This is a genomic window from Pseudomonas sp. SJZ131 (assembly GCF_007828705.1).
Taxonomy (GTDB): domain Bacteria; phylum Pseudomonadota; class Gammaproteobacteria; order Pseudomonadales; family Pseudomonadaceae; genus Aquipseudomonas; species Aquipseudomonas prosekii.
On record NZ_VIVC01000007.1, the window covers coordinates 170,162 to 194,844 of the forward strand.

Sequence of the window (24,683 nt, forward strand, 5' to 3'; positions counted from 1 at the left end):
AGTTGTTTTTTTCAGATCGACAACGTGTGAAGGCCAATGAATTTTTTGGCGGTTCGGCCCTTCGGGCTGAAATGTCGGCATGCCCTGTGGAGCCAGCATGAATTCTCTGCCGATTGACGAAGTTTTACCCGCGCTGCGTGAAGCCTTGACGACGCGCCACGAAGCGGTGCTCGAAGCGCCGCCCGGTGCCGGCAAAACCACCCGCGTGCCGTTGGCCTTGTTGCATGAGCCGTGGCTGGCCGGGCAGACCATTCTGATGCTTGAACCACGACGGCTGGCGGCGCGGGCGGCGGCGGAGCGCTTGGCCAGTGAACTGGGCGAGAAGGTCGGCGAAACCGTCGGTTATCGCATTCGCCTGGACAGCAAAGTCGGGCCGAACACGCGTATCGAAGTGGTCACCGAAGGCATTCTTACCCGGCGTTTGCAGGATGATCCGGCGCTGGATGGCGTCGGTTTGCTGATCTTCGATGAGTTTCACGAACGCAGCCTCGACGCCGATCTGGCGCTGGCCCTGAGCCTGAATGGCCGCGAACTGTTTCGTGACGACCAGCCGCTGAAAATTCTGCTGATGTCGGCGACGCTGGAAGGCGAGCGCCTCGCCGGGTTGCTCGACGACGCGCCGATCCTGCGCAGCGAAGGCCGGATGTACCCGGTGGCGATGCGCTGGGGCCGGCCGTTTCAGCCCGGTGAATTCATCGAGCCACGTTTGGTCCAGACCATCCTCGAAGCGCTGAACGACGAAACCGGCAGCGTCCTGGTGTTCCTGCCGGGGCAAGCTGAGATTCGTCGGGTGCATCAGCAATTGGCCGACGCGCTGGGCGCGAGTTCGGCAGTTTTGCTCTGTCCCTTGCACGGTGAACTGGACCTCGCTGCGCAACGTGCGGCGATTGATCCGGCGCCTGTCGGCCAACGCAAAGTGGTGCTGGCGACCAACATCGCCGAGACCAGCCTGACTATCGATGGCGTGCGCGTGGTGATCGACGCCGGATTGGCGCGGGTCCCGCGTTTCGATCCGGGCAGCGGCATGACCCGCCTCGACACGCAGCGCATCTCCCGCGCCAGCGCCACGCAACGTGCCGGCCGGGCCGGGCGCCTGGAGCCAGGCGTGTGTTATCGCTTGTGGTCGCAAGACCAGCACGAACAATTGGCTGCCTACGCGAGCGCGGAAATACTCTCGGCGGACCTTGCCGGTCTGGCGTTGCAGCTCGGGCGTTGGGGCGTGGCGCCGGGGCAATTGGTCTGGCTCGATATTCCGCCCGCCGCCGCTTATGCCCAAGCGCAGGATTTGCTTGAGCGCCTCGGCGCACTCGACGGCGAAGCGTTGACCGCTCATGGCCAGGCAATGGCGCAGTTGCCGGCGCATCCACGCATCGCGCACTTGCTGCTGCGCGGGCAAGCGCTGGGGCTCGCGGAGATGGCGTGCGACGTCGCGGCGCTGCTCGGTGAACGCGATATCTTGCGCGGTGCGGGCGCCGATCTGCACAGTCGACTGGTGCTGTTGTCCGGCGAAGAACGCGCCGCGCGCGGGGCTCAGGGCGGTGTGCAACGGGCTCGGCAATTGGCGCGGCAATATCGCGGTTATCTGCGCGGTAAAGCCTCGGCGCCGGTCAGCGATCCCGAGCATCCACGCTGGCTCGGTGCCTTGCTGGCGCTGGCGTACCCGGACCGGGTCGCGCAACAACGCCGCGCCGGGGCGGCGGAATATCGCCTGGCCAACGGCCGCGCGGCGTTGTTCGCCGAGGCCGACAGTTTGATGAAGCAGGCGTGGCTGGTGATTGCCGACCTCGGCAGCCGTCAGGGCCAACGTGAAGAACGGATTTATCTGGCGGCGGATTTTGATCCGGCGCTGTTTGACTCGGTGCTGGCCGAGCAGGTGCGCTGCGTCGATCAGCTGGATTGGGACGAGCGCGAAGGCGTGTTGCGTGCCGAGCGCCAGCGCAAGGTCGGCGAACTGATCCTCAGCCGCGAGCCGCTGACCGGGCTCGACGAAACGGCGCGCAGTCAGGCGTTGGTCAATCTGGTGCGGCGCAAAGGTCTGGAGCTGTTGCCGTGGACCCCGGAACTGCGTCAGTGGCAGGCGCGCGTCGCTTTGTTGCGCCAGTTGAACCTCGGCGGCAAGGGTGAAAGTGAATGGCCGGATGTCAGTGATGCGGCGTTGCTGAACAACCTCGAACACTGGCTGATGCCGTACCTGGGCAAAGTCTCGCGGCTCAGCCACTTCGCCAATCTGGACCTGTCGAGCATCGTCCATAACCTGCTGCCATGGCCGTTGCCGCAACGCCTTGATGAGCTGGCGCCGCACCATCTGAGCGTGCCGTCCGGGTCATCGATTCGCCTGGATTACAGTGAGCAACCGCCGATTCTCGCGGTGCGTTTGCAGGAACTGTTCGGCCTCGCCGAAACCCCGCGCATTGCCGGTGGCCGGCAAGTGGTCAAGCTGCACTTGTTGTCGCCGGCGCGGCGCCCGGTGCAGGTGACGCAGGATCTGGCGAACTTCTGGCGCAGCACGTATGCCGAAGTGAAGAAGGATTTGAAGGGCCGTTATCCGAAACATTACTGGCCGGATGACCCGTTGGTGGCCGAGGCGACGGCGCGGATCAAACCGCGCAAATAGTCAGCTGGAGCGGCGCCGCGTGCCTGCTCTTGAAGCTTTGATTCGGACTACGGGGCCGCCGGCAACAAAAACCGCGCGATCACTGGCAGGTGATCGGAGATGCGCAACGTGTCGTCCTGTCTCACCGTCGCTTCGACGCGTTTGATCCTCGGGCTGTAAAACAGATAATCCACCGTGCGGTCCGGGCCACTGAGGCCGGGATCGTTCGGGTAATGGGTCAGCCATTGCGCGCGATTGACTCCGCTGGCCTCGCTGTTGCTGGGGATCATCGGGTATTTGTCCCACAACACATGCAACGCGCTGTCGGCAGAGAAGGGTGTACGTTGCTCGGCGGGCAAACGTCGGTATTGGCCCAGCGGCAGCAGATTGAAATCGCCGCCGATCAACCACGGCGTGCCCCGGCCTTCGTAGCGGTCGAGGACTTTGCCCACGGCGGTCACTTGCGCTTGCAGGGTGTCGTCCGGTTGAACAACGCGCTCCAGGTGAGTGTTGAGCACCGCGATCTGCCCGCCATCGCTCAGCGGCAGGTACGTCGCCAGCAAGGCGTTTTTCGGTTTGAACTGGCGGCTGATGAAGTTGGCTGGCACCACCGGTAATTGCACGCGTTCGGCATGGCCGATCTGGTAGCGGCTCAACGTCGCCAATTGCCGGCCGACGCTGCCGAAGATATGCGGCTCGGGGACGAAGTCGGCTTTCCAGTCGAAGGTGTGAGCGCTGCACGGGAACAGGTCGGCGACGCGTTCCTGCAGCAGTTTGAACTGGTTCTGATAGTCGCTGGCCTTGGCGCCGTCATCGAGTTCCTGCAACAGGACGATGTCGGGCTCTTCGTCGCGAATCACCCGCGCCACTTCATCGAGGCTGAATGCCATGTCTTCCTGGGTCGGGCTTTCGTCGTCGCCCTGTGCCAGGTCATTCCAGAACACATAGCGTTTGCCTGCCAGGTACTGGACGTTCCAGGTCATCACCTTCAGGGCCTGGCCGGGCACCAGCGTCGGCGCCTTTGCGGTGCAACTGACCGGCAACACTTCCTTGGCTTCGGGGCGCCAGGTCACGCTGTAAATCAATAGTGCGCCGAGGCCGACGATCAGCAACAGGCTCAGCAGGGTGTAGCGCAGGAGACGGGTCATTGGCTCGGCTTATAGCGTTACAAAGAGGCCCCGAGCATACCCGAGAGCGCTGCCCGCGCCCAACGGTAGAGCGGTCAGACTATTCGGTCATTTTTGTCAGGCGCTTCGCCGACCAGCATGAACATGCGGAAAAGGACCACGCTGGTGAACAGTTGCAAAAAGCTGTGGGCGCTGTCGATCAGCCAGCTGAGCACGGGATTCTGTGGTTGTGGATAGAACTCCAGACTCAGACCCTTGAGCAGCCACAACGGCGCCATCACCGCCAGGATGCACACCAGAATCCGCAGGAAATGGCCGCGCGTCAGGCGCAGGCTTTCCTTCATTGCCGCCAGTGGCGCCATGCCGCGCAGCACCAGCAAATACTCGGCAAACGCCAGTGTCACCATCAGCCAGATGCCCGGCAGGAAATACAGCGACAGGCCAAGCAAAATCAGCAAGGTATTGAGCGCGGTCAGCAGTGCAAAGCGTGGCCACAGAGTGGTGGACATCGCCAGCAGGTCACGGGTGCGCGGCGATTCGCCACGGCTGCGCGCGTCGAGAAACAGAATCAGCGCGGCGGTGTACAGCGGATACACCAGCAACCCGACCAACACGCTGTAACCGGGGAAACCTTCCGGGCTGGTATTGTTGTCGACGATTTGTTGCAGGAACGCCTCGAACATCACCAGCGGCAAGCACAGTTGCACGATCTGGCTCAGATTGCGCTTGAAGAAATACAGGGAGTCACGCAGCACTTCGAACGGATTCATCAGTTGGTATCGCAGGTTAAAAGCAGTGCCACACTTTAACCGATGATGCGCTGGGGGGCGCAAACGTAAACGTTCGGTAAAGGCTGTTGAAACATCTTGTATCAGCCCCATAACTGTCAGGCACCTTATCCACGGTGGATGAGGGTGACGATATTCCCGGCAATCTATGAGGTCGCCATGAACAGCGAAGAACAAACCCTGATCGATGGACTGTTTTCACGGCTGCAACAGGCCGAAACGGATGCAGCCCCGCGCGACGCCCAGGCCGAGGCGCGGATCAAGGAACACCTGATGCGGCAGCCCGCTGCGGGCTATTTCATGACCCAGGCGATTCTGGTGCAAGAGGCGGCGCTCAAAAGTCTCGATCAGCAGAACAAGCAACAGGCACAACAGATCCAGCAGTTGCAGGCCGAACTGCAACAAGCCAAGTCGCAGGGCCCGGCGGCGTCGGGTGGTGGATTTTTGTCGAGCATCTTCGGCGGCGGCTCGCGCGATTCGCAGCCTGCGCCGCCTCCAAACCCAAATCCCGGCGCAGCACCGGCCGGCGGCGGCTGGCGCGAACCGGCCCGGCCATCCTTCAATTCGCCAGCGCCGCAGCAGAGTTTCCCCGCGCAGCAGGGCAACGCCGCACAACCACAGGCACCCAGTTTCCTCGGTGGCGCACTGAGAACCGCTGCCGGCGTGGCCGGTGGGGTGATGTTGGCGGAAGGCATCAGCAGCCTGTTCCACGGCGGCCATCAACCGCAGGAAATCGTCGAAATCATTCGCGAAGAACCGGCGCAAGCCAATGATCAAAACGCCACTGATCAAAACGCCAATGACTGGAGCAACGACCAGCAGATGGCCGGCAACGACACCAGCGATCAGGGCAATTTCAGCGACGCCGACTTCAGCGATGACAGCTCGTCATTCTTCGGCGGTGACGACGATTCGTTCATCTGACCCACCACTCGTCCGGGGCGCGGCCGCGCTCCGGGCTGATTATTCGCGGATCATTCCTTCAGGCTGGCATACTGGGCGACTTTTCGGGCCAGGTGCCTGATCCCAGCCTGCGCACGTTTGCGTCAAGAGTTCAGGCGCTTGCGTGCCAATAGGAAGCAGCGATGAAAAAAATCGCAGTGTTTGCCGACGTTCAAAACCTCTATTACACCGTGCGTCAGGCCTATGGTTGCCACTTCAACTATGCGGCGCTGTGGGCTGATATCAGCAAACAGGGCGAGATCGTCGAGGCTTATGCCTACGCGATCGATCGCGGCGACAGCAAGCAGCAGCAGTTCCAGCAGATCCTGCGCAATCTGGGTTTCGTGGTGAAACTCAAACCCTACATCCAGCGCAGCGATGGCTCGGCCAAGGGCGATTGGGATGTCGGCATTACGCTCGATATCATGGACGCCGCCGACCATGTCGACGAAGTGGTGCTGGCCTCCGGCGACGGTGATTTCGACATGTTGCTGGAGCGCATCATCAGCAAACACGGCGTGCAAGCCGTGGCGTATGGCGTGCCCGGGCTGACCGCGAATTCGCTGATTCGCGCCGCCAGCCGCTACGTGCCGATCGAAGGCGCGTTGCTGCTCAAGAATTGATTTTTACGGAGTTGAAACAGGTTTGGAACGCATAGCAGTCATCGACTTTGAAACCACCGGGATCTCCCCGAGCAGCAGCTGCCGGGCCACGGAAATCGCCGTGGTGATCCTCGAACAGGGGCGCATCGTCGAGCGTTACCAAAGCCTGATGAACGCTGGCGTGCGCGTGCCGGCCTTCATCGAACAACTCACCGGCATCAGCAACGCCATGCTGCGCACCGCGCCCTCGGCCGAGCAGGTGATGAACGAGGTCAACGAGTTTGTCGGCATCACGCCGTTGCTCGCGCACAACGCCGCGTTCGACCAGAAGTTCTGGGATTTCGAGCTGGGGCGGATCAAACGCACGCGGTTGCAGAACTTTGCCTGCTCGCTGTTATTGGCCCGACGCCTGATGCCGGCGGCGCCGAATCACAAGCTCGGAACGCTGACCACCTTCGCCAGCCTGCCGCACACCGGCAAGGCTCATCGGGCGATGGCGGACGCGGAAATGGCCGCTAACCTGACCGCGCACCTTGCCGCCGAACTGCGCCAGACCCATGGCTTGCGCGATTTGTCACATGATCTGCTGGTCAGCCTGCAGAAAGTCCCGGCGGCGAAGATCAACGAACACCTCAAGCGCCATCGCGGCTTCTAGCGGGTGATGGTGCGTGGGCGCGCCCCTTCGCGGGCAAGCCTCGCTCCTATCGGGCGATGAGTTCCGCGTAGGAGCGAGGCTCGCCCGCAAAGGCGTCACCCGCCTCACTACCTGCCTTCCAACTGCCCCAACGGCACGCGCTTTTCTATCGCGCTCGACAGCACAATCGAAGTTTTGCTAAAGCCGAATTTGGCGATCCGGTTGATCAACTCTTCCAATTCAGGCATTGACCCCACCGCCGCTTGCATGATCACGCACGGGTCGCCGGTCACCCGATGGCATTCGGTCAGTTGCGGAATTTTGATCAGGTCGTCGTAGGTCTTCTGCTGGCCATGCTGGTTCAGGCGCAGCTCGATCACGCACTGGATCGGCAGGCCAATCTTCGACATATCGACTTTCGCCTGATAACCGGTGATCACCCCGCACGCCTCAAGCTTGGCCACGCGCTCGGCCACGGCTGGCGCGGACAGGTTCACTTTGCGCGCCAGATCGGCGTAGGACGCGCGACCGTTTTCCAACAGGGCGCTGAGCAGCATGCGGTCGTACTTGTCCATGAACAATTCCTGAAAATACCCCGACTTTCGAATGCACGGTTTATAGCGCTGATCTCCGTGTTTTGAAAAGTGTACTGCTGCGATAAACAGGTTTTGTAACTTATTTTTACCCGTCAGCCTTTCTAAACTATTGACTCAATTTGACCTGTCTTCGAGCTGCCCATGCCTGGCTTACGTCGCTTTCCCTTGCCGTTGATTGCTGCCTTTTTTGCGTTGTACGTGATTTGGGGTTCGACCTATCTGGTGATCCGCATCGGCGTCGAATATTGGCCGCCGCTGTTGCTGGCCGGGATTCGTTTCGTGATCGCCGGCACGTTGATGTATGCCTTCCTGCGCTGGCGCGGGGCGCCGGCACCGACGTGGGCGCAGTGGAAAGCGGCGGGCATTATCGGCATCTTGCTGCTGACGGGCGGCAATGGCGCGGTCAGTGTCGCCGAACACACTGGCGTGGCTTCCGGCGTTGCCGCACTGGCGGTGGCAACGGTGCCGCTGTTCACCTTGCTGTTCGGTTACTTCTGGGGCGCGCGCAATACGCGGCTCGAGTGGGCGGGGATTGTCCTGGGGCTGATCGGCATCGGCATGCTCAACCTCGGCTCCAATCTGCAATCGAGCCCGCTGGGCGCGGCGTTGTTGATCTTCGCCGCCGCAGCGTGGGCGTTCGGCTCGGTGTGGAGCAAACATTTGCCGCTGCCCCAGGGCGCGATGGCCAGTGCCGTGGAAATGCTCGTCGGCGGCGTCGCGCTGCTGATCGGCAGCGCGCTGAGCGGCGAGCATCTGCAAGCAATGCCGCCGCTGGAAGGCTGGGCGGCGTTGGCCTATCTGACATTTTTCGGCTCGATCATCGCGTTCAACGCCTATATGTACTTGCTGAAAAACGTGCGTCCGGCGGCGGCCACCAGTTATGCCTACGTCAACCCGGCGGTGGCGGTGCTGCTCGGCATCGTGTTTGTCGGCGAAACCATTGGTATTGAAGAAGCGCTGGCAATGCTGGTGATCATCAGCGCGGTGGTGTTGATCGGCTTGCCGCAGTGGCGTCGGGCGCCGGTGCGACCTGCGACGGTGGCGCCGACAGAATCGCGGGTGAATTAGGGTAAACTGCGCGCCATTGCACACTCGTTTTGCACAACCGCTTCGCATTTTCCTACGGTAATCCCATGACTTTCGCCTCCCTTGGCCTGATCGAACCCTTGCTGCGCTCTCTTGAGACGCTCGGCTACCAGACGCCTACGCCGGTTCAGGCGCAAGCCATTCCGGCCGTGCTGGCCGGTCGCGACCTGATGGCTGCGGCCCAGACCGGCACCGGCAAGACCGCCGGTTTCGCGCTGCCGCTGCTGCAGTTACTGGCCATGGAAGGGCCGAAAGTGGCCTCCAACTCGGTACGCGCGCTGATCCTCGTGCCGACCCGCGAGCTGGCCGAGCAGGTTCACGAAGCCGTGCGCCAGTACGCCGAAAACCTGCCGCTGACCACTTACGCTGCCTACGGTGGCGTCAGCATCAACCCGCAAATGATGAAGCTGCGCAAAGGGGTCGACGTGCTGGTGGCGACGCCGGGGCGTTTACTCGACTTGTATCGGCAGAAAGCGCTCAAGTTCAATCAGCTGCAAACGCTGATCCTCGACGAAGCCGACCGCATGCTCGACCTCGGTTTTTCCGAGGAACTGGGGAATATTTACCGCGTGCTGCCCAAACAGCGGCAGACGTTGTTGTTCTCCGCGACGTTCTCCGACGCGATCCGCCTGCTCGCCGGGCAAATGCTCAACGATCCGCTGAGCATCGAAGTCAGCCCGCGCAACGTTGCCGCCAACACCGTCAAGCAGTGGGTGGTGGTGGTGGACAAGAAGCGCAAACCGGAGCTGTTCATTCATTTGCTGCGCAAAGGAAAATGGAAACAGGTGCTGGTGTTCGCCAAGACCCGCAATGGTGTCGACGCGCTGGTGGAAAAACTCCAGGGCCTGGGCGTCAATGCCGACGGTATTCACGGCGACAAGCCGCAGGCAACCCGGCAGCGGGCGCTGGATCGGTTCAAGGCCAGTGAGATTCAGATTCTGGTGGCCACCGACGTTGCGGCCCGCGGTCTGGATATCGAAGATTTGCCGTTGGTGGTCAACTTCGACCTGCCGATCGTGGCTGAGGACTACATCCATCGCATTGGCCGTACCGGTCGCGCGGGCGCTACCGGTGAGGCGATTTCGTTGGTGTGCGCTGATGAAGTGAATCAGCTGTCGGCCATCGAGATGTTGACCCGTCAGACACTGACCCGCCAGACCGAGCAGGATTTCGAGCCCGAGCACCGGGTGCCGGATACCGATTCCAGTGGCCAAGTGGTCAAGAAACCGAAAAAACCGAAGAAGCCAAAGACCTCCGGTGGCAGCAAGCGTAACCTCGGCAAGTGGGTCGAAAGTGGCGACGCTTCGGCGGTGGAACCTTCGATCAAACCAGTGCGCAAAGTGCCGGTGTTCAACACTGGGCCGCGCAAGAAAAAGCCTTGAATGCCTGAGGACCGTCCAAGGATCGTTCCCACGCCGAGCGTGGGGGCGATCAGTGACAAGGTTTGCTTTGATCGGCGTCGGCCAGGGCGCCTTCGCGAGCAGGTTCACGCCTACATTTGATCTGTGTCGTTTGCAGATCCGGTGTCGGCGTGAGCCTGCTCGCGATGGACGCGCCGCCGTCCTCAGTTATTACGCTGCAACCACTCCAAAATGCCCAATCCGGCCGCCCGCCCGCTGGCGAAACACCCGGTCAGCAGATAGCCGCCAGTCGGCGCTTCCCAGTCGAGCATTTCTCCCGCGCAGAACACGCCGGGCAATTGCTTGAGCATCAATCGCTCATCCATCGCCTCAAACGTCACGCCGCCGGCACTGCTGATCGCCTCATCCAGTGGCCGGGTTTTGACCAATGTCAGCGGCAACGCCTTGATCGCTCGGGCGAGCAATGCCGGGTCGGCAAAACATTGCGCGTCAGTCAATTCGCGCAATAACGCCGCTTTCACCCCATCGATCCCCAACTGACTGTGCAGATGTTTGGCCATCGACCGCGAGCCGCGCGGTTTGCTCAGCGCCGCCATGACTTTATCCACAGGCCGGCCCGGCAACAGATCGATATGCACCGTCGCCGAACCATGCTGGTTGATCGCGTCGCGGATCGGCGCCGAGAGCGCGTAGATCAAACTGCCCTCAATGCCAGTCGCGGTAATCACGCATTCGCCCAGTCGCGGCACGTCGTCATTCAAACCAATTGCGATGTTTTTCAGCGGCGCGCCGGCGAATTTGCTGACCATCAATTCGCTCCAGGCCTGCACCTCGAAGCCACAATTGCTCGGTTGCAACGGCGCCAGTCCTACACCGCGTTGTTCCAGAGGCAGCATCCACGCGCCGTCCGAGCCGAGGCGCGACCAACTGCCGCCGCCGAGGGCGAGCAGCGTCGCGTCGGGCTTCAAGGATTTTTCACCGTCGGGGCTGGCGACGTTGAGGCTGCCGTCGGCATTCCAGCCGAGCCAGCGATGGCGGGTGTGGATAACTACGCCGGCATCGCGCAGGCGTTTGAGCCAGGCGCGCAACAGCGGCGCGGCTTTCATGTCAGTAGGGAAGACTCGCCCGGAGCTGCCGACAAAGGTTTCGATGCCCAAGTCGTGAATCCACTGGCATAACGCCTCGGCGCCGAAGGCTCGCAGCAGTGGCGCGATGTGCGGCGCACGTTCGGCGTAGCGCGAGAGGAAGGCCGGGTAGGCTTCGGAATGCGTGATGTTCATGCCGCCGACGCCGGCCAGGAGGAATTTTCGTCCCACTGACGGCATGCCGTCGTACAGATCGACTCTGATTCCGGCCTGGCTCAATACCTCGGCGGCAATCAGGCCAGCGGGGCCTCCGCCGATGATGGCGACTTGCGGGGGGAGGGCGGCGGGGGATTGCGTCATGGCGAGAGCTGCGGCGTGGCGGAATAAGCGGCGCATTCTACCAGCACCGGTCAGGGGGTAGGGGCGAGGCTTGCCCGCGAAAGCGCTGTGTCAGGCAACTTGATTGCGGATATGCAGGCGCCTTCGCGGGCGAGCCTCGCTCCTACGGGAATTTATGGTGTTGAAAAGTGTGATCAAAAAGCAACCAGTGTTCTGCACGCTATACAACGCATGGGCTGCAGGCGCTTTCGCTCAGGTTATCCACAGGCAGTTCCACAGGCATTGTGGGTAAAGCATCCACAGCTCAGTGACAACCTGATGACTGCCAGACCCGTTGCGCGCTGTGATGGAGGATGCCGTGGCGGCGCGCCAGAGCGTGGCGGTCTTTGCTGTAGCCGCCGCCAATCACGCCGACTACCGGGATGTCGCGGCCCAGGCAATGGCGCATCACGCTTTCATCGCGCGCGGCGACGCCTTCGTCGGTCAGCTTCAGGTAACCCAAAGCGTCGTCCTTATGCACATCGACCCCGGCGTCGTACAACACCAGGTCCGGTTGATACAGCGGCAGCAAATAGTTGAGCGCATCGTCGACGACTTGCAAGTATTCGGCATCGCCCATGCCTTTGGGCAACGGAATGTCCCAGTCACTTTCGGCTTTGCGTGCAGGAAAGTTCTTTTCGCAGTGCAGGGAAACGGTCACCGCGTCCGGCGTGTTGTGCAGAATCCGCGCGGTCCCGTCGCCCTGATGCACGTCGCAATCGAAGATCAACACGCGGTTGACCCGACCGCTTGCCAGCAGGTAATGGCTGATCACCGCCAGGTCATTGAAGATGCAGAACCCGGCCGGATAGTCGTAATGCGCGTGATGGGTGCCGCCGGCCAAGTGGCAGGCCAAGCCGTGTTCGAGTGCCTGCTCGGCCGCCAGCAAGGAGCCGCCGACCGCGCGCACGGTGCGCCGCGCCAGCGCTTCGTTCCACGGCAGACCGAGGCGGCGCTGGTCTTCGCGCGACAACTCGCCGCTCATGTAGCGCTCGATGTACGCCGGGTCATGGGCGAGAGCGAGAATCTCTGCCGGGCACAACTGCGGGCGCAGCAGGTCGGCGTCGCGCACAAGGCCGCTGTCGACCAAGTGATCGCGCAGCAAACGAAACTTGTCCATCGGGAAGCGGTGCTCCGCCGGGAACTCGGGGCTGTAGTCTTCGTGGTAGATCAGCGGCAAGGACATTGTCAGATTTATCGACGGCGGCAGTAGGAATAAGTGAACGATCCTACCAGCGATATAGACTCAATGGATTGAAACGGAGAGGGCACCATGGAGCCAATACTGCAACTCGAGAGCGCGCGGCTGCTGTTGCGCCAGTGGCGCGATGAGGATTTGCCCGAGTTTGCGGCAATGTGCGCCGACCCGCAGGTGATGCGTTATTTCCCGGCGCCGTTGAGTCGGCTGGAATGTGCGTCGCTGATCGGGCGGATTCGCGGGCATTTTGCCGAACACGGTTTCGGTTTCTGGGCGCTGGAGCGCAAGGACACCGGCCAATTCATCGGGCTGACCGGGCTGGCGCTGGTCAACTTCGACGCGCCTTTTACCCCGGCCACCGAAATCGGCTGGCGCCTGGCGCGTGAACATTGGGGTTTGGGTTACGCCAGTGAAGCGGCATGGACCGCTCTGCGCTGCGGGTTTGATCGCTTGGCGCTGAAAGAGATCGTGTCGTTCACCACGCAAACCAATCTGCCATCGCAGAAAGTCATGCAGGCAATCGGCATGCAACACGATCCGCACGACGACTTCGCGCATCCGCGTCTCGCCGCCGATCATCCGTTGCGCCAGCACGTGTTGTACCGCATCAGCCGTGAACAATGGCTGCAAACCTTGCATGGATAAGCCTGCGCGGACGTTTACAATGGTCGCCACGTTGGCCTGGGCCATTAACTGAATCGACCGCCGCAGCCAAGACTGCGCGGCATTGCTTTGTGTGAGGAGAGCCTGAATGAGCCAAGTGTTGGAAGACCTGGTAGACCTGCTGACCCTGGAACCGATTGAAGAAAACCTGTTCCGTGGCCGCAGCCAGGACCTGGGTTTCCGTCAGTTGTTCGGCGGTCAGGTGCTCGGTCAGTCGTTGTCGGCGGCCAGCCAGACGGTCGAAGAGGCGCGGCATGTGCACTCGATGCACGGTTATTTCCTGCGCCCGGGCGACGCCAAGTTGCCGGTGGTGTATCAGGTTGACCGGGTGCGCGATGGCGGCAGTTTCAGCACGCGCCGGGTCACGGCGATTCAGAAGGGCCATCCGATTTTCACCTGCAGCGCATCTTTCCAGTACGACGAAGAAGGCTTCCAGCATCAGACCGAAATGCCGCAAGTGGTCGGCCCGGAAAGCCTGCCGTCGGAACTCGAACTGTTCCAGCAGCGCGCGCATTTGATCCCGGAACACATGCGCGAAAAACTGCTCTGCGCAAAACCGATCGAAGTCCGCCCGGTGACCGAGAAAGACCCGTACAACCCGCAACCGGCGGACCCGATCAAGTACGTGTGGTTTCGCGCCGACGGCAATCTTGCCGACCTGCCGGCGCTGCACAAATACCTGCTGGCCTATGCCTCGGACTTCGGTTTGCTGACCACCTCGATGCTGCCGCACGGCAAATCGGTGTGGCAGAAAGACATGCAGGTCGCCAGCCTCGATCACGCCTTGTGGTTCCATTCCGATCTGCGCGCCGATGACTGGTTGCTCTACGCGATGGACAGTCCGTGGGCCGGCAATTCGCGTGGGTTCTCCCGTGGCAGCGTGTTCAATCGCGCCGGGCAACTGGTGGCGTCGGTAACCCAGGAAGGGCTGATTCGCCATCGCAAGGATTGGGCATGAGCCTGACCGAGGTACGCCATTGGGTGTTCGACATGGACGGCACGCTGACGGTGGCGGTGCATGATTTCGCGGCGATCCGCGTGGCGCTGTCGATTCCGGCCGAAGACGACATTCTGACTCACCTCGCAGCACTGCCAGCCGCCGAAGCGGCCGCCAAACATGCGTGGTTGCTGGAGCATGAACGCGATCTCGCATTGGGCTCGAAACCGGCGCCGGGTGCGGTGGAACTGGTGCGTGACCTGGCTGCGCGCGGTTATCGCCTGGGTATTCTCACGCGTAATGCACGCGAGTTGGCGCACGTGACGCTGGAGGCCATTGGCCTGGCTGACTGCTTTGCGGTCGAGGATGTGTTGGGCCGCGATGAAGCGCCGCCAAAACCGCATCCCGGCGGTTTGCTCAAATTGGCCGAAGCGTGGAATGTGCCGGCGAGCGAGATGGTGATGGTCGGCGATTACCGATTTGATCTGGATTGCGGGCGCGCGGCGGGGGCGCGGACGGTGCTGGTGAATCTGCCGGAAAATCCGTGGCCGGAACTGACGGATTGGCATGCGCAGGATTGTGTCGAGTTGCGGCGGATGCTTTTGGCTTAAGTGCTTTATTGCCTGTGGAATCGCCTTCGCGGGCAAGCCTCGCTCCTACACGGGCAATGCGTTTCTCTGTAGGAGCGAGGCTTGCCCGCGAAGAGGCCTGCTCAGGCACGCCAAATCCTCACTGCCCAAACAAAACCTTCTGGCCCTCCGGCGAAGTAAAAATCCCCTTGCCGCTGTGGCCAACTCCGGGCACTTCGACCAGACGCTGATTCACCCCTTGCGGGTTGCGCCGCAACAGATAGTTGAAGAAATTGCGCCCGCGCACCAATCGATAAGCCCCTTGCGCCTCAGCCTCGCAACCCTTGTCGAGCGCCGGATGCTGCGGGTCGATATCGTCCTGACCGAGCAGATACGTCACGTCACGCTTGATATAAACGGCTTCGATCTGCGCCGCCGTTTGCCCGCCGGCATAGATCGGCATGTCGGTCAGACCGTACTTCCAGCGATTAAAACCGCTGCAACGCGCGTGATCGAACGCCACCGGCCGCTGTTCATTGAAGTAGGCATAAGACGAAGGATTGGCCACCACGTAGCGGATTTTCACTCCCGCAGCGCTGAGCGCCGGTTGCTCGTGCGCCAGCAATGCGTAGCGCTGGACCACTTGGCCGCCGCCGGAATGGCCGGCGATGACGATTTGTTTCACGTCCGGAAACTGCCGGCGATCAGCGATGCGCTCGACGATCTGATCAAGCGCGCCGTACGAACTCAGCGCAAACGGCGCGGTGGCCATGCCGCCGGCCATCCAGTCATTGCCCTGCCAGCGCAATACCGTGTCGGCGACCGAGAACAGCGCGATGTCTTTTTCATTGAGAAATTGCGGAGCGATCACCAGCGTGTTCGCACTTTGCCCGGCCAGAGCGGCGGCTTGTTCGGCGCTGCGGCGATAGGTTTCCGAGTTGCGCAAGCGGCCGTGCACGATGATCAGCACGCGCTCGATTTTTTCCGGCGCCGGGCCAATGCCCACCGCCATCTCGCCTTCCTTCAAGAGCAATCGGCCGGGGCTGACTTCCTTGACCCCGGTATCGTCGGCCTGCGCACTGGCGCAGGCGAGCAACAGCAGTAACCACCATTTATGCATTTACAGATTTTTCGCCGCAAAGGTGTCGCACTGGCCAACCTGGCCCTGGGCGAAACCGGTTTTGAACCAGCGCACCCTTTGCGCTGACGTACCGTGAGTAAAGGAGTCCGGAACCACGCGGCCCTGACCTTGTTGCTGCAAACGGTCGTCGCCAATCGCGTTGGCGGCATTCAAGGCTTCCTCGATATCGCCGGGTTCCAGCCAGTTCAGGCGCTGCTGCGCATGGTTGGCCCAGACGCCGGCCAGGCAATCGGCCTGCAATTCCTGGCGCACCAGTAAACCACCATCGCCTTCCATCTGCCGACCTTGCTGGCGGGCGGTCTGAATTTTCGCTGAAACGCCGAGCAAAGTTTGAACGTGGTGGCCGACTTCATGCGCAATCACGTAGGCCTGAGCGAAGTCGCCCGCCGCAGAAAAACGTTGCGACATTTCCTGGAAAAACGCCATGTCCAGGTAGACCTTCTGATCGGCCGGGCAATAAAACGGCCCAGTCGCCGAGGTCGCGAGGCCGCACGCCGAATTCACTCGATTGCTGAACAGCACCAGCGTCGGGTTGCGGTATTGCTTGCCGGCCTGCTGGAAAACCTGGCCCCAGGTGTCTTCGGTATCGCCGAGGATCGAACGGACGAATTCCGCTTGCTGATCGTTGGCCGGCGGCGCTTTGCGCGTTTGCGTGGTGGCCGGCGCCGATTGTTCGCTCATCTGTCCGGTCAGTTGCCCGAGAATTTGCATCGGGTCCTGGCCGGTGATCCAGCCAATCCCGACAATCAACACGATGGCGGTCAGGCTCAAGCCCTTGCCGCCACCAAAACGCATCCCGCCGCCACCGCCGCCGACATCATCGCCCCTGGCATCGACCACGTTGTCGCTGCGTCGGCCTTTTTTCCATAGCATGTGGGAATCCTCTTTCTTTACTGGGGGAGATGCGTTGAGTGTCGTTGGTGGTCCGGTGTGGCGCCAGTCCGGTCGTCTATCTTTTGACTGGGGCGGGCCGGCCACGTGCAGCGATGTATTGAGCTTTAATCGAGCGGCGAATTCCGTCGGTGCTCGGCTATTTGTCGCAGGGCGGCGCAGTAGGCGCCGGTTCCAGATTTTGCATTCATCGCACGATCTTTTAGAATCGGCCAAATTGTGTCGGGAGCCTTGCATGGCTGGCAGTCAGATCGAACGTGTTTTCAGTGTGCTCGAAAGCCTCACCAATGACCCGCGCGGCGTGCCGATGCAGACGCTGGCGGAGCAACTGGAAATCCCCAAAAGCGCGACCCATCGGCTACTCGCCGAGCTGATTCGTCTGGGCTATGTGCGGCAGAACCCGGAAAACCTGCGGTATCACTTGTCGACCAAACTGGTGGCAATGGGTTTTCGTTATTTGTCGAGCAGCGGCGCCGACATCGTGCAACCGGTGCTCGACCGACTCGCCGAGGAAACCGGCGAACTGGTGCGCCTCGGCGTGATCGAAGGCGAGCGCCAGACCTGGATCGCGAAATCCCAGGGCGCCCGTTCCGGTTTGCGTTATGACCCGGACATAGGCCGCGATGCGCCGTTGTTCTACACCGCGTCGGGCCACGCGTGGCTGGCGTGCATGAGCGATGCCGAGGCGTTGTCGCTGGTCGAGCGCCAGGGCGGCGAGCGGCCCAAGGACCTCGGGCCAAACGCGCCGCGCTCCAATATTGAATTGCTCGAACGCCTGCGCCTGGCGCGGGAACAAGGTTATGCCTGGGTCGAAGAAAGTTCGGCGGTCGGCACCTCGGCAATTGCTGCGGTGGTGCGCCATCCGAGTGATGGCCGGGTGATCGGCGTGCTGAGCATCGCCGGGCCGAGCGCAAGAATGCCCGGCGCGCGATTGCATGAACTGGCGCCACTGTTGTCGAAGTTTGCGGATGAGTTGTCGGCGGCGAGCCTGGCGTCGGAGTTGTTTACCTGAATTGCTCGCTCGCCACAAAACTGTCGGCGCGCAAAGCCCTGTGGGAGCAAAGCTTGCTCCCGATGGCGGCGTTTCAGTCGACATCTATGTTGAATGCGAAGGACCCTTCGCGAGCAAGCTCTGCTCCTACAGGTTTTGGTGAGAAAGCGGGCGTTGTTCGCACACTTTTATCTTTCATCGCTACAAGAATCTGGAACCAGGTTCTAAATTGTTGGAATCAGATTCCAAAGGATTGCCATGACCATCAGCACGCCACTCTCCGGTGTCAACCAGCCCTTCAAAGGGATTTTGCTGATCGTCGCCGCAACGTTCCTGTTTTCCAGTCATGACGCGCTGTCGAAATACCTCTCAGGGTTCTACCCGATCGTCATGGTGGTGTGGGCGCGGTACGTGGTTCACACCTTGTTGATGGCGGGAATTTTTCTGCCGCAGTCCGGGTTACGCGTCCTACGTACCAAACGGCCATTGCTGCAGTTGGCGCGGGCGTTGTGCCTGCTCGGCACCAGTCTGTTTTTCACCACCGGCCTTCTCTATATCCCGCTGGCCGAAGCCACGGCGGTCAACTTTCTCGCGCCGGTTTTGGTGACTGCGCTGTCGGTGCCGCTGCTCAAGGAACACGTCACCCGTGGCCAATGGATCGCGGTGATCTGCGGGTTTGTCGGCGTGCTGATCATCGTCCACCCCGGCGGCGAACTGTTCACCCCGGCGGTGTTGCTGCCGTTCTGCTCGGCGATGTTCTTCTGCTTCTATCAGTTGCTCACGCGCAAGCTCAGCCAGATCGACAGCCCGACCACCAGTAACTTCTTCGCCGGGTTGTGCAACACGTTGGTGATGAGCGCGCTGGTGCCGTTCTTCTGGCAGGTGCCGACGCTCGGGCATGGTCTGTTGATGCTGGCGCTGGGGAGTTGCGGGATGACCGCGCATTTGTTCCTGACCCAAGCCTTCCGCTACGCGGCCCCGGCGCTGCTGGCGCCGTTTGGTTATTGCCAGATTGTGTTCGCCGGGCTGCTCGGCTGGTTGCTGTTTGCGCACACGCCAACCGTGACCACCGTGGTCGGGATCGCGGTGATTTGCTGCAGCGGGCTGGCGGCGGCGTGGCAGCAGAGCCGCCGCTGACAATGCCGATCAACCTGTAGAAACACAAACCTGTAGGAGTGAGCCTGCTCGCGATGGCGGTGTATCAGGCAAGCATAATGTTGACTGAAACGACGCGATCGCGAGCAGGCTCACTCCTACAGGGGCAGGGGCTTTATTCGACGGTTGGAATCTTGCGCGGTGCCATGAAGTACATCCAGATCAGCGCGATGAAGTACATCGCCGGGATCAGCGTGAACAACACCGTGTAGTTGTTGTTGGTCACCGTCAGGATGTGCCCGACCAATTGCGTCATGAACATCCCGCCAATCGCCGCACACATGCCGCCGAAACCAAACACCGTGCTCATCATGTGTTTAGGCGTGTAGTCCATCACCAGGCTCCAGATGTTCGCGGTCCAGGCCTGGTGCGCGCCGATGGCCAGGGAAATCGCCGCGACCGCCACCCACAGATTGCTCGAACCCGCGGCCATGATCACGCCGATGATGCAGCAGGCGAACAACAACATCGACAGCAGCCGCGCCTTGATCGGGTTGACCCCGCGACCAATCAGGAACGAAGAAAGAATCCCGCCGCCGACACTGCCGAAGTCGGCGGTCAGGTAAATGATGATCAGCGGAATGCCCATCTGGGTCACGTTGATGCCCAAGTTGTATTGCTGATTGAGAAACGGTGGCAGCCAGTAGAGGTAAAACCAGAACACCGGCGCGGTCATCGAGTAGGCGAGGGCGAAGGCCCAGGTGCCGCGCATACGCAGGATTTTCGAGAACGGCACGCGGGTCTGTGGCGGTTCGACTTCGCTCTGGATGTAGGCCAGTTCCGATTGTTTGACGCTCGGGTGATCTTCCGGGTTGAAGTATTTCAAACCCCAGAACAGCAACCAGATCCCGCCGAGTGCCGACATGCACAGGAACGCCGACTGCCAGCCCCACACATGCAGGATCAGCGGCAACAGCATCGGCGTGAACATCGCGCCGACGTTGGTCCCGGCGTTGAAAATACCGGTGGCCACCGCACGCTCGCCGGCCGGGAACCACAGCCGCGTGGTTTTCACGCACGCCGGGTAATTCGCCGCCTCGGTCAAACCGAGAATGAACCGGCACACCATGAAGCCCACCGCCGAGGTCGCCAAGCCATGCGCGCCGGTGGCCAGGCTCCACAGCAGCACGGCGCAGAAAAACACGCGTTTGACGCCGATGCGGTCAATCAACCGGCCTTGCAGGACAAAACCGATGGCGTAGCCGACCTGAAACCAGAAGTTGATGTTGGCGTAATCCATCGCCGTCCAGCTCATTTCCTTGGCGAGAATGGGCTGCATGACGCCGAGGGCGGCGCGGTCGATGTAGTTCAGGGTGGTGGCGAAAAACACCAGCGCCAGCATGCCCCAACGGGTTTTGCCGACCGCCAGCGCGCCGCGGATTTTGTCGCCGATACCACCGTGGGCAGAGGTCATGGAGGAACGCTCCATGGGAGAGCTTTGCGAAGGAGTCATGTAGGCCACCGATTGTTTTTATGTGGTGTTCTGGGTCTTGGTTACCCGAGCCGCGGCGGTTCATGACCGGGCTCAACGTGCAGTGGATGTTGGGCAGTGGACAAAAAATCGTCAATTCGCTGCGGGCCATTGTGTTCGATAATCGCACATAAAACTAACTGGCTAGTACACTTTGAATTGCTGTGTGGAATCTTGAGGCGAATAATTTGTTCCAACAAAAATGCCCCTTCCGTAGGAGCAAGCCTTGCCCGCGATGGTCCCCAAGATCGCCATCGCGGGCAAGCCCTGCTCCTACAGGGATCGCGTGCACATCACCGGGAGTCGAAATATGCAGCGTTCCATTGCCACCGTTTCCTTGAGCGGCACCCTGCCGGAAAAACTCGAAGCCATTGCCGCCGCCGGGTTCGACGGGGTAGAGATTTTCGAAAATGACCTCCTGTACTACGACGGCAGCCCTCGTGAAATCAGGCAGATGTGCGCGGATCTGGGCATCGCCATCACGCTGTTCCAGCCGTTTCGCGACTTCGAAGGCTGCCGCCGCGATCGCCTGCCGCGCAACCTCGAACGCGCCGAGCGCAAGTTCGACCTGATGCAGGAGCTCGGCACGGACCTGGTGCTGGTGTGCAGCAACTCGGCGGCCGACTCCATTGGTGATCAGCAAATCCTTGTCGACGACTTGCGCCTGCTCGCCGAACGCGCCGGTGCGCGGGGCTTGCGCATCGGTTACGAAGCGCTGGCGTGGGGCCGCCACGTCAACACTTATCAACAGGTGTGGGACATCGTTCGTCAGGCGGATCACCCGAGCCTCGGCGTGTTGCTCGACAGTTTTCACACGTTATCGCTCAAAGGTGACCCGAGCGCCATCGCGCAGATTCCGGGTGACAAGATTTTTTTCGTGCAAATGGCCGATGCGCCGATTCTGGCCATGGACGTGCTGGAGTGGAGCCGGCATTTCCGCTGCTTCCCCGGTCAGGGCGAATTTGATCTGGCGGGTTTCCTCGCGCCGATCATCCAGAGCGGTTACACCGGGCCGCTGTCGCTGGAGATCTTCAACGACGGCTTCCGCGCCGCGCCGCCACGGGCCAATGCCGCTGACGGTTTGCGTTCGTTGCTGTACCTGGAGGAGAAAACCCGCGAACGTCTGGCGCAGGAAATCACGCCAGCAACGAATCTCGACATCCTCTTCGAAACGCCCAAGGCCAGCGCCTACAACGGCATCGAGTTTCTCGAGTTTGCCGTCGACGAAAGCCTCGGCGCCAAGCTCTCGCATTGGCTGGAGCGCCTCGGTTTCGTCAAGGCCGGGCAGCATCGCTCCAAGAGCGTGAGCCTGCTGCGCCAGGGCGATATCAACTTGATCCTCAACTCCGAACCGTATTCTTTTGCCCATAGTTTTTTCGAGGCCCACGGCCCGTCGCTCTGTGCCACCGCCGTGCGCGTCAACGACAGCACCAGTGCGCTGGCCCGCGCCGTGGCTTATAAAGGTCAGCCGTATCGCGGACTGGTCGGCCCCAACGAACTGGAATTGGCCGCCGTGCGCGCACCCGACGGCAGCCTGATTTATCTGGTGGACCAACACGCCGATGTCTACGGCACCGATTTCAATCTGCAACCGAATGCCGGCGCGAGCGGCGGCCTCAAGCGCATCGACCACATGGCGATGGCGCTGCCGGCGGACAGCCTCGACAGTTGGGTGCTGTTCTACAAGAGCCTTTTGGATTTCGAGGCCGACGACGAAGTGGTCCTGCCCGATCCGTATGGTCTGGTGAAGAGCCGCGCGTTGCGCAGCCGCGACAGTTCGATCCGTTTGCCGCTGAACATTTCCGAGAACCGCAACACCGCCATCTCACACGCGCTGTCGAGTTATCGCGGCTCCGGGGTGCATCACATCGCGTTTGACTGCGACGACATCTTCGCCGAAGTCAGCCGCGCGAAAGAGGCGGGCGTGCCGCTGCTGGATATTCCGCTCAACTACTACGACGACCTCGCCGCGCGTTTCGATTTTGATGATGAATTCCTCAGTGAACTGGCCTATTTCAACGTGTTGTACGACCGCGACGCGAACGGCGGCGAGCTGTTTCACGTCTACACCGAGCCGTTTGAAGGACGTTTTTTCTTCGAAATCATTCAGCGCAAGAACGGTTACGCCGGTTACGGCGCGGCCAACGTGGCGGTGCGTCTGGCGGCGATGGCCAAGTCGCGAAGTGGCGCCGTTCGTCAGGCAAAGTTGTAGCAAAATCGTAAACACGCTGTGAAAACAACGCCGCGCGGGTTCCTTCACCGTGCGGCGCGGCCCATAATCGCCAACCTGTGCAGTGATGGCCGTGAGCCCGCAATGACGATAACTTCAGAACTCCCCGTTGCCCCCGACGAACCGCTTGTCGAGCCTCGCAAGAGTCGCAAGAACAACCCGGAAAAGACCCGCGGAAACATTCTGCAAGAGGCGATCGTCGAGTTCGTCCAGCAAGGGCTTTCCGGTGCGCGCGTGGATGCCATCGCCGAGCGCATCCACACCTCCAAACGCATGATCTATTACTACTTCGGCAGTAAGGAACAGCTGTACATCGAGGTGCTGGAGAAGCTTTACGGGGATATTCGGACCACCGAAAACCGCCTGCACCTGGCGGAACTGGCGCCGGTCGAAGCGATTCGGCGGCTGGTGGAGTTCACCTTTGATCACCATGATCACAACGTCGATTTCGTGCGCATCGTCTGCACCGAGAACATTCACAACGCCGAGTACGTGAAGCGTTCCGACGCGATCAAGGCAATGAACAATACGATCCTCGATTCACTCGGCGAAATTCTGCGCCGCGGCGCCGAAGAAGGCGTGTTCCGCGCAGGTCTGCAGCCGATTGATGTGCATTTGTTGATCAGCTCGTTCTGTTTTTATCGCGTGTCGAACCGCCATACGTTCAGCGAGATTTTCCAGATCGACCTGCCGGACGAAAGCATCAAGCAACGTCATCGCGAAATGATTTGCGAGTCGGTTCTGCGATACCTGCAAGCCTGACCCGTGGCGAGGGGGTTTACCCCCGTTGGGCTGCGCAGCAGCCCCCAGGCTCCCATAACAAATCAATCACCCATTCATCCGCTGAAAATCCGCCAGCATCCGCGCCGAATCCGCCGCCACGCCACTGAACAACTCAAACGCCTTGACCGCCTGAAACACCGCCATGTTGCCGCCATCCAGCGTCCGGCAACCCAGCGCGCGGGCATTACGCAGCAGCTCGGTTTCCAGCGGAAAGTAAACGATCTCCGCCACCCACAACGCGCTTCGCAGCAACTCCACCGGCACCGGCATGCCCGGCAACTTCTGCATGCCCATCGGCGTGGTGTTCACCAAGCCGTCAGCGCGGGCCAAAGTGCTCGCCAGCTCATGCCCGGCCACGGCGCGGCCGGTGCCGAAATGCTGATTGAGGTTGTTCGCCAGGGCCTGTGCGCGGCTGTCATCGACATCAAAAATGCTCAGTTGCTGTACGCCTTCGCTCAGTAACGCGTGGGCAACTGCCGCGCCTGCACCACCGGCGCCCATCTGGACTACACGTTCGCGGGCAACGTCCGGCAAACCACGGCGAAAACCTTCGGCAAACCCCAGGCAATCGGTGTTGTGGCCAACGCGTTTGCCATCCTTGAGCACCACCGTGTTCACCGCGCCGATCCCGCGCGCCTCCGGCGACAACTCATCAAGCAGCGGAATGATCGCCTGCTTGCACGGAAACGTGATGTTGAGCCCGGTGAAGTTCATGCGCTCGGCCGCCATCAACAGATCGGGCAGGGCGTTGACGTCGAGCTGCAACGCGTCGAGGTCGATCAGTCGATAGAGATAACGCAGCCCTTGCGCATCGCCTTCATGCTCGTGCAGCGCCGGGGTGCGAGAGGCCTGAATGCCGGCGCCGATCAGCCCGGCCAGAACAACGCGATGGTCTGTCATGCCGCTGACCCTTTTAAACGCAGGCTGAAATGCTCCAGCGCCAGGCGATAACCGTGGCTGCCGAACCCGGCCATGACCGCCGTGGCGATCGCCGAAACGAAGGAGTGATGACGAAAGGCTTCGCGGGCGTGAACGTTGGACAGATGGACTTCGATCACCGGCAATTCGCTGGCGACCAAGGCGTCGCGAATCGCTACCGAAGTGTGGGTCCAGGCTGCCGGGTTGATCACGATCCCGGCGCAACGACCGCGCGCGGCGTGAATCCAGTCGAGCAATTCGCCTTCGTGATTGGTCTGGCGAAACTCTACCGTCAAACCGAATTCTTCGCCGGCGCGCCCGCACAACGCAGAAATATCAGCCAGGGATTCGTGGCCGTAAGTCGCCGGTTCGCGGGTGCCGAGCAGGTTCAGGTTCGGGCCGTTGAGCACCAGAACGATTGGGGGCATGGGTGTTTCTCCACTTATTGTTTTTGGCATTGGCTGTGATTTCAGCCTGTGGAGGTAAATTGTACTAGCTGGTTAATTTGGTCAATTGCGCAGGCGAGGGCGACGGTTTTTTTGTG

At 61.2% G+C, this 24,683-nt stretch carries 23 protein-coding genes; 13 read left to right on the forward strand and 10 right to left on the reverse strand.

Annotation, left to right across the window (positions count from 1 at the left end):
• Window positions 1-97: 97 nt before the first annotated feature.
• Entirely contained in the window at window positions 98-2,614 is a 2,517-nt protein-coding gene (gene hrpB / locus FBY12_RS26185; protein WP_145257199.1) for an ATP-dependent helicase HrpB, read from the forward strand.
• A 47-nt stretch (window positions 2,615-2,661) separates the two neighbouring features.
• Here the strand turns inward: hrpB and FBY12_RS26190 are convergent, their stop codons facing one another.
• Window positions 2,662-3,741 (reverse strand): endonuclease/exonuclease/phosphatase family protein, encoded by a 1,080-nt coding sequence (locus FBY12_RS26190; protein WP_145257202.1) that lies wholly within the window; start codon window positions 3,739-3,741, stop codon window positions 2,662-2,664.
• Between the two features lie 74 nt (window positions 3,742-3,815).
• On the reverse strand, window positions 3,816-4,490 hold the full coding sequence (locus FBY12_RS26195) for a YciC family protein (RefSeq protein WP_145257205.1): 675 nt from the start codon (window positions 4,488-4,490) through the stop codon (window positions 3,816-3,818).
• 177 nt (window positions 4,491-4,667) lie between these two features.
• Here FBY12_RS26195 and FBY12_RS26200 point away from each other — a divergent pair, with 177 nt between their 5' ends.
• The 3 genes from FBY12_RS26200 to FBY12_RS26210 all read left to right on the forward strand — a co-directional run bounded on the left by FBY12_RS26200 (window position 4,668) and on the right by FBY12_RS26210 (window position 6,707).
• The gene (locus tag FBY12_RS26200; RefSeq protein WP_145257208.1) at window positions 4,668-5,432 is read left to right on the forward strand and encodes a DUF2076 domain-containing protein; all 765 of its coding nucleotides are present in this window, start codon (window positions 4,668-4,670) and stop codon (window positions 5,430-5,432) included.
• Between the two features lie 161 nt (window positions 5,433-5,593).
• On the forward strand, window positions 5,594-6,073 hold the full coding sequence (locus tag FBY12_RS26205; protein ID WP_054616703.1) for an NYN domain-containing protein: 480 nt from the start codon (window positions 5,594-5,596) through the stop codon (window positions 6,071-6,073).
• Between the two features lie 22 nt (window positions 6,074-6,095).
• On the forward strand, window positions 6,096-6,707 hold the full coding sequence (locus tag FBY12_RS26210) for a PolC-type DNA polymerase III (protein ID WP_145257210.1): 612 nt from the start codon (window positions 6,096-6,098) through the stop codon (window positions 6,705-6,707).
• A gap of 107 nt (window positions 6,708-6,814) precedes the next feature.
• Here FBY12_RS26210 and FBY12_RS26215 read toward each other — a convergent pair whose 3' ends face one another.
• A complete protein-coding gene (locus FBY12_RS26215) occupies window positions 6,815-7,261 on the reverse strand; it encodes an Lrp/AsnC family transcriptional regulator (RefSeq protein ID WP_092277696.1) in 447 nt (148 codons plus the stop codon).
• A gap of 162 nt (window positions 7,262-7,423) precedes the next feature.
• On the opposite strand from FBY12_RS26215, the gene yedA reads away from it, so the two are divergent.
• Together yedA and FBY12_RS26225 are read left to right on the forward strand one after the other, a co-directional pair.
• Window positions 7,424-8,350 carry a drug/metabolite exporter YedA gene (gene yedA / locus FBY12_RS26220; protein ID WP_121732827.1) on the forward strand — a complete coding sequence of 309 codons (927 nt, stop codon included), beginning with the start codon at window positions 7,424-7,426 and terminating at the stop codon, window positions 8,348-8,350.
• A gap of 65 nt (window positions 8,351-8,415) precedes the next feature.
• The gene (locus FBY12_RS26225; RefSeq protein WP_145257213.1) at window positions 8,416-9,750 is read left to right on the forward strand and encodes a DEAD/DEAH box helicase; all 1,335 of its coding nucleotides are present in this window, start codon (window positions 8,416-8,418) and stop codon (window positions 9,748-9,750) included.
• Window positions 9,751-9,932: 182 nt separating this feature from the next.
• Here FBY12_RS26225 and FBY12_RS26235 read toward each other — a convergent pair whose 3' ends face one another.
• Together FBY12_RS26235 and FBY12_RS26240 are read right to left on the reverse strand one after the other, a co-directional pair.
• The gene (locus FBY12_RS26235) at window positions 9,933-11,174 is read right to left on the reverse strand and encodes a TIGR03862 family flavoprotein (RefSeq protein ID WP_178111818.1); all 1,242 of its coding nucleotides are present in this window, start codon (window positions 11,172-11,174) and stop codon (window positions 9,933-9,935) included.
• A gap of 283 nt (window positions 11,175-11,457) precedes the next feature.
• Window positions 11,458-12,378 (reverse strand): histone deacetylase, encoded by a 921-nt coding sequence (locus tag FBY12_RS26240; protein WP_145257219.1) that lies wholly within the window; start codon window positions 12,376-12,378, stop codon window positions 11,458-11,460.
• An 87-nt stretch (window positions 12,379-12,465) separates the two neighbouring features.
• Here FBY12_RS26240 and FBY12_RS26245 point away from each other — a divergent pair, with 87 nt between their 5' ends.
• The 3 genes from FBY12_RS26245 to FBY12_RS26255 all read left to right on the forward strand — a co-directional run bounded on the left by FBY12_RS26245 (window position 12,466) and on the right by FBY12_RS26255 (window position 14,601).
• On the forward strand, window positions 12,466-13,035 hold the full coding sequence (locus tag FBY12_RS26245; protein WP_145257222.1) for a GNAT family N-acetyltransferase: 570 nt from the start codon (window positions 12,466-12,468) through the stop codon (window positions 13,033-13,035).
• A gap of 106 nt (window positions 13,036-13,141) precedes the next feature.
• Complete coding sequence (gene tesB / locus FBY12_RS26250; protein ID WP_121732822.1) at window positions 13,142-14,011, forward strand: acyl-CoA thioesterase II; 870 nt, start codon at window positions 13,142-13,144, stop codon at window positions 14,009-14,011.
• A complete protein-coding gene (locus FBY12_RS26255; protein ID WP_145257225.1) occupies window positions 14,008-14,601 on the forward strand; it encodes an HAD family hydrolase in 594 nt (197 codons plus the stop codon). The genes tesB and FBY12_RS26255 overlap by 4 nt, the downstream gene beginning before the upstream one ends.
• Before the next feature lie 118 nt (window positions 14,602-14,719).
• Here the strand turns inward: FBY12_RS26255 and FBY12_RS26260 are convergent, their stop codons facing one another.
• Window positions 14,720-15,679 carry an alpha/beta fold hydrolase gene (locus FBY12_RS26260; RefSeq protein ID WP_121732820.1) on the reverse strand — a complete coding sequence of 320 codons (960 nt, stop codon included), beginning with the start codon at window positions 15,677-15,679 and terminating at the stop codon, window positions 14,720-14,722.
• Entirely contained in the window at window positions 15,680-16,573 is an 894-nt protein-coding gene (locus FBY12_RS26265; RefSeq protein ID WP_121732819.1) for a neutral zinc metallopeptidase, read from the reverse strand.
• 253 nt (window positions 16,574-16,826) lie between these two features.
• Here FBY12_RS26265 and FBY12_RS26270 point away from each other — a divergent pair, with 253 nt between their 5' ends.
• On the forward strand, window positions 16,827-17,603 hold the full coding sequence (locus FBY12_RS26270) for an IclR family transcriptional regulator (protein ID WP_145257228.1): 777 nt from the start codon (window positions 16,827-16,829) through the stop codon (window positions 17,601-17,603).
• A gap of 237 nt (window positions 17,604-17,840) precedes the next feature.
• Window positions 17,841-18,719 (forward strand): DMT family transporter, encoded by an 879-nt coding sequence (locus FBY12_RS26275; protein ID WP_092277718.1) that lies wholly within the window; start codon window positions 17,841-17,843, stop codon window positions 18,717-18,719.
• Window positions 18,720-18,852: 133 nt separating this feature from the next.
• Here the strand turns inward: FBY12_RS26275 and FBY12_RS26285 are convergent, their stop codons facing one another.
• Entirely contained in the window at window positions 18,853-20,166 is a 1,314-nt protein-coding gene (locus FBY12_RS26285) for an MFS transporter (protein WP_256663362.1), read from the reverse strand.
• A 352-nt stretch (window positions 20,167-20,518) separates the two neighbouring features.
• Here FBY12_RS26285 and quiC point away from each other — a divergent pair, with 352 nt between their 5' ends.
• Complete coding sequence (quiC, locus tag FBY12_RS26290) at window positions 20,519-22,420, forward strand: 3-dehydroshikimate dehydratase QuiC (RefSeq protein WP_145257233.1); 1,902 nt, start codon at window positions 20,519-20,521, stop codon at window positions 22,418-22,420.
• A 102-nt stretch (window positions 22,421-22,522) separates the two neighbouring features.
• Window positions 22,523-23,200 carry a TetR/AcrR family transcriptional regulator gene (locus FBY12_RS26295; protein ID WP_145257236.1) on the forward strand — a complete coding sequence of 226 codons (678 nt, stop codon included), beginning with the start codon at window positions 22,523-22,525 and terminating at the stop codon, window positions 23,198-23,200.
• Between the two features lie 66 nt (window positions 23,201-23,266).
• Here FBY12_RS26295 and FBY12_RS26300 read toward each other — a convergent pair whose 3' ends face one another.
• Together FBY12_RS26300 and aroQ are read right to left on the reverse strand one after the other, a co-directional pair.
• The gene (locus FBY12_RS26300) at window positions 23,267-24,121 is read right to left on the reverse strand and encodes a shikimate dehydrogenase (RefSeq protein WP_145257238.1); all 855 of its coding nucleotides are present in this window, start codon (window positions 24,119-24,121) and stop codon (window positions 23,267-23,269) included.
• Entirely contained in the window at window positions 24,118-24,567 is a 450-nt protein-coding gene (gene aroQ, locus FBY12_RS26305) for a type II 3-dehydroquinate dehydratase (RefSeq protein ID WP_145257242.1), read from the reverse strand. Before aroQ ends, FBY12_RS26300 begins: the two co-directional genes overlap by 4 nt.
• Window positions 24,568-24,683 lie beyond the last annotated feature (116 nt).

Bases quoted from the DNA above. Each gene is read 5' to 3' on its own strand.
- hrpB (WP_145257199.1), top strand. From the start codon at position 98: ATGAATTCTCTGCCGATTGACGAAGTTTTACCCGCGCTGCGTGAAGCC.
- FBY12_RS26190 (WP_145257202.1), bottom strand. From the start codon at position 3,741: ATGACCCGTCTCCTGCGCTACACCCTGCTGAGCCTGTTGCTGATCGTC.
- FBY12_RS26195 (WP_145257205.1), bottom strand. From the start codon at position 4,490: ATGAATCCGTTCGAAGTGCTGCGTGACTCCCTGTATTTCTTCAAGCGC.
- FBY12_RS26200 (WP_145257208.1), top strand. From the start codon at position 4,668: ATGAACAGCGAAGAACAAACCCTGATCGATGGACTGTTTTCACGGCTG.
- FBY12_RS26205 (WP_054616703.1), top strand. From the start codon at position 5,594: ATGAAAAAAATCGCAGTGTTTGCCGACGTTCAAAACCTCTATTACACC.
- FBY12_RS26215 (WP_092277696.1), bottom strand. From the start codon at position 7,261: ATGGACAAGTACGACCGCATGCTGCTCAGCGCCCTGTTGGAAAACGGT.
- yedA (WP_121732827.1), top strand. From the start codon at position 7,424: ATGCCTGGCTTACGTCGCTTTCCCTTGCCGTTGATTGCTGCCTTTTTT.
- FBY12_RS26225 (WP_145257213.1), top strand. From the start codon at position 8,416: ATGACTTTCGCCTCCCTTGGCCTGATCGAACCCTTGCTGCGCTCTCTT.
- FBY12_RS26235 (WP_178111818.1), bottom strand. From the start codon at position 11,174: ATGACGCAATCCCCCGCCGCCCTCCCCCCGCAAGTCGCCATCATCGGC.
- FBY12_RS26240 (WP_145257219.1), bottom strand. From the start codon at position 12,378: ATGTCCTTGCCGCTGATCTACCACGAAGACTACAGCCCCGAGTTCCCG.
- FBY12_RS26245 (WP_145257222.1), top strand. From the start codon at position 12,466: ATGGAGCCAATACTGCAACTCGAGAGCGCGCGGCTGCTGTTGCGCCAG.
- tesB (WP_121732822.1), top strand. From the start codon at position 13,142: ATGAGCCAAGTGTTGGAAGACCTGGTAGACCTGCTGACCCTGGAACCG.
- FBY12_RS26255 (WP_145257225.1), top strand. From the start codon at position 14,008: ATGAGCCTGACCGAGGTACGCCATTGGGTGTTCGACATGGACGGCACG.
- FBY12_RS26260 (WP_121732820.1), bottom strand. From the start codon at position 15,679: ATGCATAAATGGTGGTTACTGCTGTTGCTCGCCTGCGCCAGTGCGCAG.
- FBY12_RS26265 (WP_121732819.1), bottom strand. From the start codon at position 16,573: ATGCTATGGAAAAAAGGCCGACGCAGCGACAACGTGGTCGATGCCAGG.
- FBY12_RS26270 (WP_145257228.1), top strand. From the start codon at position 16,827: ATGGCTGGCAGTCAGATCGAACGTGTTTTCAGTGTGCTCGAAAGCCTC.
- FBY12_RS26275 (WP_092277718.1), top strand. From the start codon at position 17,841: ATGACCATCAGCACGCCACTCTCCGGTGTCAACCAGCCCTTCAAAGGG.
- FBY12_RS26285 (WP_256663362.1), bottom strand. From the start codon at position 20,166: ATGGAGCGTTCCTCCATGACCTCTGCCCACGGTGGTATCGGCGACAAA.
- quiC (WP_145257233.1), top strand. From the start codon at position 20,519: ATGCAGCGTTCCATTGCCACCGTTTCCTTGAGCGGCACCCTGCCGGAA.
- FBY12_RS26295 (WP_145257236.1), top strand. From the start codon at position 22,523: ATGACGATAACTTCAGAACTCCCCGTTGCCCCCGACGAACCGCTTGTC.
- FBY12_RS26300 (WP_145257238.1), bottom strand. From the start codon at position 24,121: ATGACAGACCATCGCGTTGTTCTGGCCGGGCTGATCGGCGCCGGCATT.
- aroQ (WP_145257242.1), bottom strand. From the start codon at position 24,567: ATGCCCCCAATCGTTCTGGTGCTCAACGGCCCGAACCTGAACCTGCTC.